The sequence below is a fragment of the Persicitalea sp. genome (genome assembly GCF_041751555.1).
Classification (GTDB): Bacteria; Bacteroidota; Bacteroidia; order Cytophagales; family Spirosomataceae; genus Persicitalea.
Genome location: NZ_JBGSXF010000488.1, coordinates 1 through 7,535 on the forward strand (window position 1 = coordinate 1; position 7,535 = coordinate 7,535).

General features: G+C 51.3%; 6 protein-coding genes. 1 reads left to right on the top strand and 5 read right to left on the bottom strand.

Annotated elements, in window-relative coordinates; genetic code table 11:
* The coding region (locus ACEW8P_RS17140; RefSeq protein WP_373514296.1) for a sorbosone dehydrogenase family protein at positions 1–1,095 on the bottom strand (1,095 nt) is incomplete at its 3' end.
* 7 nt (positions 1,096–1,102) lie between these two features.
* Positions 1,103–2,299, bottom strand: coding sequence for a histidinol-phosphatase (locus ACEW8P_RS17145; RefSeq protein ID WP_373514297.1), 1,197 nt, complete (start codon positions 2,297–2,299; stop codon positions 1,103–1,105).
* Positions 2,300–2,714: 415 nt separating this feature from the next.
* On the opposite strand from ACEW8P_RS17145, the gene ACEW8P_RS17150 reads away from it, so the two are divergent.
* Positions 2,715–4,493, top strand: coding sequence for a DUF885 family protein (locus ACEW8P_RS17150; RefSeq protein WP_373514298.1), 1,779 nt, complete (start codon positions 2,715–2,717; stop codon positions 4,491–4,493).
* Between the two features lie 28 nt (positions 4,494–4,521).
* Here ACEW8P_RS17150 and ACEW8P_RS17155 read toward each other — a convergent pair whose 3' ends face one another.
* The 3 genes from ACEW8P_RS17155 to ACEW8P_RS17165 are packed head-to-tail and all read right to left on the bottom strand — an operon-like array spanning position 4,522 to position 7,172.
* A complete protein-coding gene (locus tag ACEW8P_RS17155) occupies positions 4,522–6,210 on the bottom strand; it encodes a beta-xylosidase (protein ID WP_373514299.1) in 1,689 nt (562 codons plus the stop codon).
* A 16-nt stretch (positions 6,211–6,226) separates the two neighbouring features.
* On the bottom strand, positions 6,227–6,763 hold the full coding sequence (locus tag ACEW8P_RS17160) for a GNAT family N-acetyltransferase (protein WP_373514300.1): 537 nt from the start codon (positions 6,761–6,763) through the stop codon (positions 6,227–6,229).
* 31 nt (positions 6,764–6,794) lie between these two features.
* Positions 6,795–7,172, bottom strand: coding sequence for an ester cyclase (locus ACEW8P_RS17165; RefSeq protein WP_373514301.1), 378 nt, complete (start codon positions 7,170–7,172; stop codon positions 6,795–6,797).
* Positions 7,173–7,535: the final 363 nt, after the last annotated feature.

A 7,535-nucleotide genomic window follows, 5' to 3' on the forward strand; every position in this document is an offset into this window, starting at 1 on the left:
GCCAAAAGACACGGGATTCGACAAGGTGAAATCGGCTTCGAAACTCGCTGGCGCGAGGGTGCTGTCGCTGGAAACCCCCATCAGATGCCCTGATGCGTAATCGGCAAAAATGTACCAACTCCACAGAGAAGGGTAACGCTGGCCTCTGTATACATATCCGCCTACGACCGATGCGCTTTGGCCACCGTTGTGGTCATATCCGGGATACTCGAATACGGGATTCGTATAGGATGCTGATTGAGGACACGAAGCATATGCGTGGGTACCTTCGTAGCAACTCCATCCGAAATTGATTCCGCCCGAATGACTGGCCGAAAAAAAATCGACTTCCTCCCAGCCGTCTTGCCCATTGTCTCCGATCCAGCCATCACCCGTCTGTCGGTCAAAACTAATCCGCCAGGGGTTTCTGAGTCCCAAACCCCAAATCTCATCGGGAATTCCGTCACCCGGAGTTTGGTAGGGGTTTGAGGCAGGAATTCTGTAGGGAGACGCGCCGTCCACATCAATACGCAGGATTTTCCCTTTTATGGAGGTGAGGTTTTGCGCCAGATGCGGCAAATCACCAATTTCCCCCCGGCCGCCGGGCGAGCCATCACCGGTAGGAATATAGAGGTAGCCATCCGCACCGAAGGCGATGTCTCCGCCCCGGTGTCCGCCATCGTAAGGGATGGCTAAAACTACCTGTTCAGTATTTGGGTTGGCATAGTTGGGGTTGGTGGCATCCGTTCTGAATCGGGAAACGACGAAATAACCGTCAGCTCTGATGTATTTTACAAAAAAGTATCTGTTCGTCGTGTAATTAGGGTGGAAGACAATCCCAAAAACTCCATCCCAAAGCTGATCCTTTAATAAATAGCCAATGGATAAAAAAGCGGAGGGTAGTACCATTCCTTCCTGATCGATGATTCGGATATTCCCACCAATTTCGGAAACATACAATCGTCCGTCCTGAGCTGCCGCGATGTCAGTCGGTCGGGTAAGTCCGCTTACATACACTTCGTAAGTAAGGTCCGGTACTTGTGCATAAGTCACGGGAGAGAGAATGTAAGAATACATTGCGACTCCCAATAAAAATTTCCGATTGTCGTAAACCATAACTCACCTATTTTAATAGTGGTTGCGTCCATGCTTTTTCCACGTCGCCTTCTTGGTAAGGATTTTTCTGGGGTGTGTCGGAAATGATCTTTGCCCGCACGAATAGATCCTGCGGTGTGAGCTTGAAACTTGCGGAGGTACCGGGTACTTCTTTGAGAAGCACTCGCTTTCTTGCCTTGGAATTTCCAGCCGGTGAAGGTCGTGCGCCCCAAAACTGAATGGTGTATTTTGTGTTGGCCTTTGCCTCTACCTCAACTGAAAGCGTGTTGTTGGTAGTTTGCAAATCTGCGAGAAGTACCCCTGTCGTCGCGTAGAAATCGCCATTTTCCATAGCACCGACCAAAGCTTCCGGTGTCAATTCCTTGGCTTTCACCATGATCCAGCCGCGTCCGGGATTACTCAAACCGACCTTATATTCCAGGTAATTGTGCGAATCGTCGGTGGCTAAACCGTAGAGAGGCGGCTTGCCATCAGCCAGGTAGCTGATCTGTAGATCGTCCCAGAGTTCGTCCATACCGAAAGTCGTACTGTCGCCGTAGTTATGCACTAGCGGATGGCCATTGTACACCTCGAAAAAGCGCTCGCCGCGCAGTCCGCGCATGTCGTCGGCCTTGATAGCCCACACGAAGTTGGGGTGATTGACATGCAAAATCATCGGTTGCCCCGTGCGCTTGCGCTGCTCATTTAGGGCATCCAGGTTATTTTGCATTACTTCCGCCACGCTGTGGCCACCCTGAGGTTTCAGCAGTTCTTTCACGTTGATGGCGTTCATGTGAATGGGCTTGCCCTCGAACTTGTCCGACACTTCTTCGGCTTGGATAATCAGGAACTTGCCCTTTTCTTCAAAAAGCGGGCGGAATTCTTTCAGCGTTTTGAGCTTCACGCTAATTTTTCCAGCGGAGTCGGTTTTGTATTCCACCCAATCTTTCCCATACTTCTTCAAGTACTCCCTGAAGCGCTCCTGACGAAAGGGGTGTTCCGGTACTTCTTTCCAAAATTCTTTGTCAGCCAACGTATTGTGATCCGAAATCGCGATAAAATCGTAGTCGCGGCTTTTGTACCAATCCAATATCAGTTCTGGAAAATCATCACCATCGCTCCACAGCGTGTGGGTATGGGTGTTGCCTTTATACCAGCGCGTGGCTGGCTGGGCCTGAGCGACAAAGAATAAAGTCAGCAAAAAGAGCGAAAGGAATAAGCGCATGGGAGACAAATGAAGGAGTTTTCTTGAAAACTGGTTTTTGTAAAAGTATAAAATTACGCGAATATGGGATTTTAAAGCCGTAGGCTTGGCCGATACAGTAGCCCCCGGTTGAAACCTGGGGTGATCAGTCGTCTCGTTGTCAATTAGTTCCGTAGGAATGGCCGATTGGTGTTGAAAAAACTATCGGTCGTTCCTACGGAACTAGGGCGCGTTGTTGTACCGCCATTACCCCCGAATGAATTCGGGGGCTACAACATCGGCCATCCCTGACGGGATTAATTACGGGTATTTGGCCCCTAAAACGCGTTTCAATCTCATTGTTCGCGTTAAAATTGTACTTTCAACTCTATTTTTAGAGCAACACCAGCCCGTGCGGAACCATTTGCCCACCCTTCCACTCAAACAATTCCCTTTGATGAAAAGACTGATTCTAATTTTTATTTGCTCCGTTTTCCTATTCTCCAAAAACTACACCCAAGCCCAGACGCCCGCCACTCCCTTTGATCTTTACGCCCAAACCAGCGAGGTAGCCGGACTCATTCTGCAATACGGGCAGGACATCCGGGCAATCCGCTATTTCTATTCTCCTACGGTCAAGAACCGCTATTTCGGGGAGGCCGCCAATGGGCTGAACTCGCCCGAGCAACGGCAGCGACTAGTCGAAGTAGATGAAAATTACCTCAAAAAACTGGCTGCTCTGGATTTTGAAGCCATGAGTAAGTACGGCCAGGTGGACTATATTTTGCTCAAAAGAAGCATCGAAGATCACAAACTAGGCTTGTCGCAGGAGGAGCAGGAGTATGGTCAGATTACGAAGTACGTTCCCTTCGCGGAGCCGATTTATCAGCTTGAGAAAGGCCGCCGCCGGGGCGCAACGGTCGATGGGCAACAGGTAGCCGCCTCGCTCGACAAGCTAAACAAGGAGGTAAGCGCCGCCGCCGAAAAGCTGAAAAAAGTCGAGTCGATCGACAAAACGTTGGCCGACCGGGGCGAAGAAGCGATTGTCGGGTTGCAGGCGCGACTGCGGAGTACCTACGATTTTTACGTTGGCTATGATCCAATGTTTAGCTGGTGGGTTCCCAAGCCGTTTCAGGCGATGGACAGCACCCTGCTGGCTTACGCCAAAATCATGAAAAGCAAAGGTAAACTGGTCACGACCCAGAAGGAAGACGAAAGCGGCATCAGGGGCGTGCCGATCGGGCGACAGGAGTTGATTCGGCAACTGCGGGTCGAGATGATTCCTTACACGCCGGAAGAATTGATTGCATTGGCTAATAAGGAGTTTGCCTGGTGCGATAAGGAGTTGTTAAAGTCTTCGCAAGAAATGGGTTTTGGCAACGAATGGAAAAAAGCCCAAGAAAAGGTCAAGAACAGCTTCGTCCCGGCGGGGCAGCAGCCGGAACTGATTATGAAGCTTTACAACGACGCCAAGGATTTTATCCAAAAAAATAACCTGATCGATTACCCCGAAATCGCCGACGAAACCTGGGGCATGCAGATGATGACGCCCGAACGGCAACTGGTGAATCCGTTCTTCCTCGGCGGGCGCGACATCATCATTTCGTACCCGACCAACACGATGGAACACGACGACAAGCTGATGAGTATGCGGGGAAACAACCCGTACTTTTCGCGCCCGACGGTGCAGCACGAACTCGTGCCGGGCCATCACTTGCAATATTACGTTAGCAGTCGTTACAAACCCTATCGCAACGAGTTTCGCACGCCTTTCTGGACGGAGGGTTGGGCGCTTTACTGGGAGCTGCTGCTCTACGACAAGGGCTTCGCTCAAACGCCCGAGGAACGGATCGGGATGCTATTCTGGCGGATGCACCGCTGCGCCCGCATCATCTTTTCACTCAACTACCACCTCCGAAAATGGACGCCGCAGGAGTGCATCGACTTCCTGGTCGATCGCGTAGGCCACGAACGCGCCAACGCCGAGGGCGAGGTGCGCCGCTCGTTTGAGGGAGGGTACAGCCCGCTGTATCAGGTAGCTTACCTGATTGGCGGCTTGCAGATTTTTAGTCTGAAGAAAGAACTGGTCGATTCCGGCAAGATGACCTTCAAGCAGTTCCACGATGCCATTATGCACGAGAACAGTATGCCCATCGAGATGGTACGCGCCTCGCTAATCGACCAGCCGCTAACGCCTGATTACCAGACGAAGTGGAAGTTTTATGACTTTAAGTGATGAAATTTGGACGCGATTTATCGCCTCTCTACCACGTAACCTTAACCAGCGAAACGCCCTGCCGGGGCAGGGCGAAGTCCATTTTCAACTCACCCTTTTTGACATTCATCCATTCGGGTGAAGTTAGCATTTGCAGTTGCCCGGCTGCTTCGAGCGTGGCAATCTGTTCCGGCGTCGGTTTTTGGGGTGACCCCATGCTTTTCCAGACCTCGTAGGAATTGCTGTGCTGCTGGTCGATGCGGTAATGCTGCACCAAAACGCGCGATGCAGTCAGGCCCTTCATCTGCACCGACACCGGAGCATCGGGAGCCGGGACATTGTCGTCGTGATAGTTCCAGACCATGACGGCGGCTTCGCGGGTGCCTTTGGTGGCGTAACCGTTAATGTCGGCCTCTCCGCGTACACTTTCCTTCGTGACTTTCTGGAAAGAGTAAGCCAAATCGTTCTGACTCACTTCCACCCGCCGCTCGGGCATCATTCCGAACATACGGAAAGTATTCAGCACGGGCTTGTCCACACCATTAGTCGCCAGATCGCGAAACCCCCGGAACCAGGGCTGATCCTCAAACTCGAAGGCCCAGGTCACGGCTCCCAGCAGGTTGACGCCCCGCGCCTCGGCCATATCCTGCTTGCGGGCGTAGGACGCCGCCGTGTAGCTACTGTACATCGTGCCGTTGCGGTAGGCGTTGGAAGGGTGAAAATCCTCCGAACAGGCCGCGCAACCCTCTGGGTCGGACTCGCCGATGACGATCGGCAGGTTTTTGAGGGTAGGGTAGGAGGCCACGATCTCGAAACCCTTGTCGATGTTGCGCAATTGTGCCCCCATATTCATTTGCACGTGTCCATCGACCACTTTGGGTGCGCCTTTGGCGTGGAACGTAATGAAGTCGATGGGTGAGCCTTTCTTGCCCGTGACGTAGTTTTTACCGTTCACGACGTGATCCATAAAGGCGCGGAAAAACGTTGTGGATTTTTCCGAATTAGGGCCGGTCACCTCCGGCCCACCAATTCGGGCGGTAGGTAGCGCGCGTTTGACGGCATCGGCGGTGTAGTCGTAGAGCTTGATGTACTCCTCCGTCGTGCCTTTCCAATAGGGGATGTCGGGCTCGTTCCAAAGTTCCCAGTACCAGCTTTCCACTTCCTTTTGGCCGTAGCGCGCCACCGAGTGCTTTACCCACTGAAACACCAATTCCGCAAATTTTCCGTAATCATTCGGTGGGTAGGCCCAGCCCGTAAAGATGTCGCCGTAGCTGTTGTCTGGCTTCCAGTAGTGGCGGTAGGGTTCCGGCTTGGTTGAAAGGGCCTCCGGCATAAAGCCAATTTGCGCCATCGGCCTCATGCCGCGCTCGACGTAGGTATCAAAAATCTTGTCGATGATGGTCCAGTCGTAGACCGGATTGCCATTTTTGTCTTCGGTGTAGGCGTTGGTCGATCCCCATTTCAGGGCCGCCTCGCCATTGCCTGTCACTAGCAGGCTGTGCGCCCGCACGTAGACGGGTACGCGGTTGGCCTGCGCCAGTTCGGTCAGCAATTTTTTGCCGTCCTTCATGTAGGTGTAGTTGGGTTCGTCATAGCCGAACCACGCCCAGATAGGCTTAGCCACGCCTCTTTCTTTGCTAAAATCTACCCGAATCGTCGTGGGGTTGGGTTGGGCAATTGCGTCGTTCTGACTAATGGATAGCAGAAAAGCAAGAAGGAGAGAGGAAAGTACTTTCATTTTAAGAGTTTATGGGCTAATCTTTTTTCTGAATTCGATAAAGATAGACATTGAGACCGTCGTAAGTTGTCTGCTTTTCGCGTGTCAAACCGTTTTTCTCCGCGACTCGCCGTGAATTTGAATTTTCGACGTCGATTATCGAAACGACCGAATTGGCCAGACCACGTGCAAAAGCATAATCGATAAAAAGTCGGGCTGCTTCGGGCGCGTAGCCCAGTCCCCAGTATTTTTTGAGAACGTGATACCCAACTTCCATTTCGATAACATCGTCCACCGTCTGCGTCATCAGGCCACACATGCCCACGAATACCTGCGTCTTTTTATCGATCAACGCCTGCATTCCGTAGCGTTGCTCAGCGTAACGCGTCAGCTGACGATCTATCCAGTAGCGGGCGCTTTCTTGGTGGGAGTCGTACACGGCCATCGGAAAGAATTCTACGGCTTCGTCGTCGGCGAAAAACTCCGCCCAGGGCCGGACGTCGTCGGGTGTCAGGAAACGGGTGATAAGCCGTTTCGTTTCCAGGTTGTCCTGGTAGCTAATCGAGGGTTTCACAAATCGAGTGAGGTAGTTTGAAAGGTTTCAATCAATACATCGTGTTCTCGTTGGCCGATTCTTTGGGGATTTGCTGGATCGAGTCCCAATGCTCGACAATTTTGCCCGCATCATCGAATCTGAAAAAATCCATCGTTATGTATTGGTCGTCGCCCGGCCAGATTTGGTGCGTATGTAAAGCCACCAAATCGCCCTCGGCAATCGCCCGTACGAATTCGATGGTTTTGTCGGGGTACTCCGCCTGCATACATTCAAAGTACCCAATGAAGGCTTCGGGCCCGTCAGCCACCACAGGATTGTGCTGAATGTACTCATCCCCCACGTAAACCTCAACGGCCTTGCGTGGATTTCCTTCATAAGCCATTTTGTAAAAAGCGACGGCGTTTTTTTTGTTTTTTTTTAAATCCATAGACTTTTTAATAAACATGCTTGTCCAACTTTAAAGCCATTTTCAACAACGGATCTCGAACGTTGATCTCGTGGACGTTGATTTCTTCCTAGATTAGGATTTTGGGAATTTGCTTAGTCGTTCCCATAGTGTACTAGGTGTTTTCTCAAATATAAAAAATAGGAAGGAATATCTTGCGGTGTAAAAAGTCGATGCAACGATTTTACCTGTAATTCATGTTACATCAGAAATTAATGTACCTACATCGAATATGGAAATCGGAATCAGCACCTTCGTTGAAAATACGCCGGATCCGGCCACCGGCAAATTACTCAGCCCGCAACAGCGGATGATGAACTTAATGGAAGAAATCGAATTGGCCGA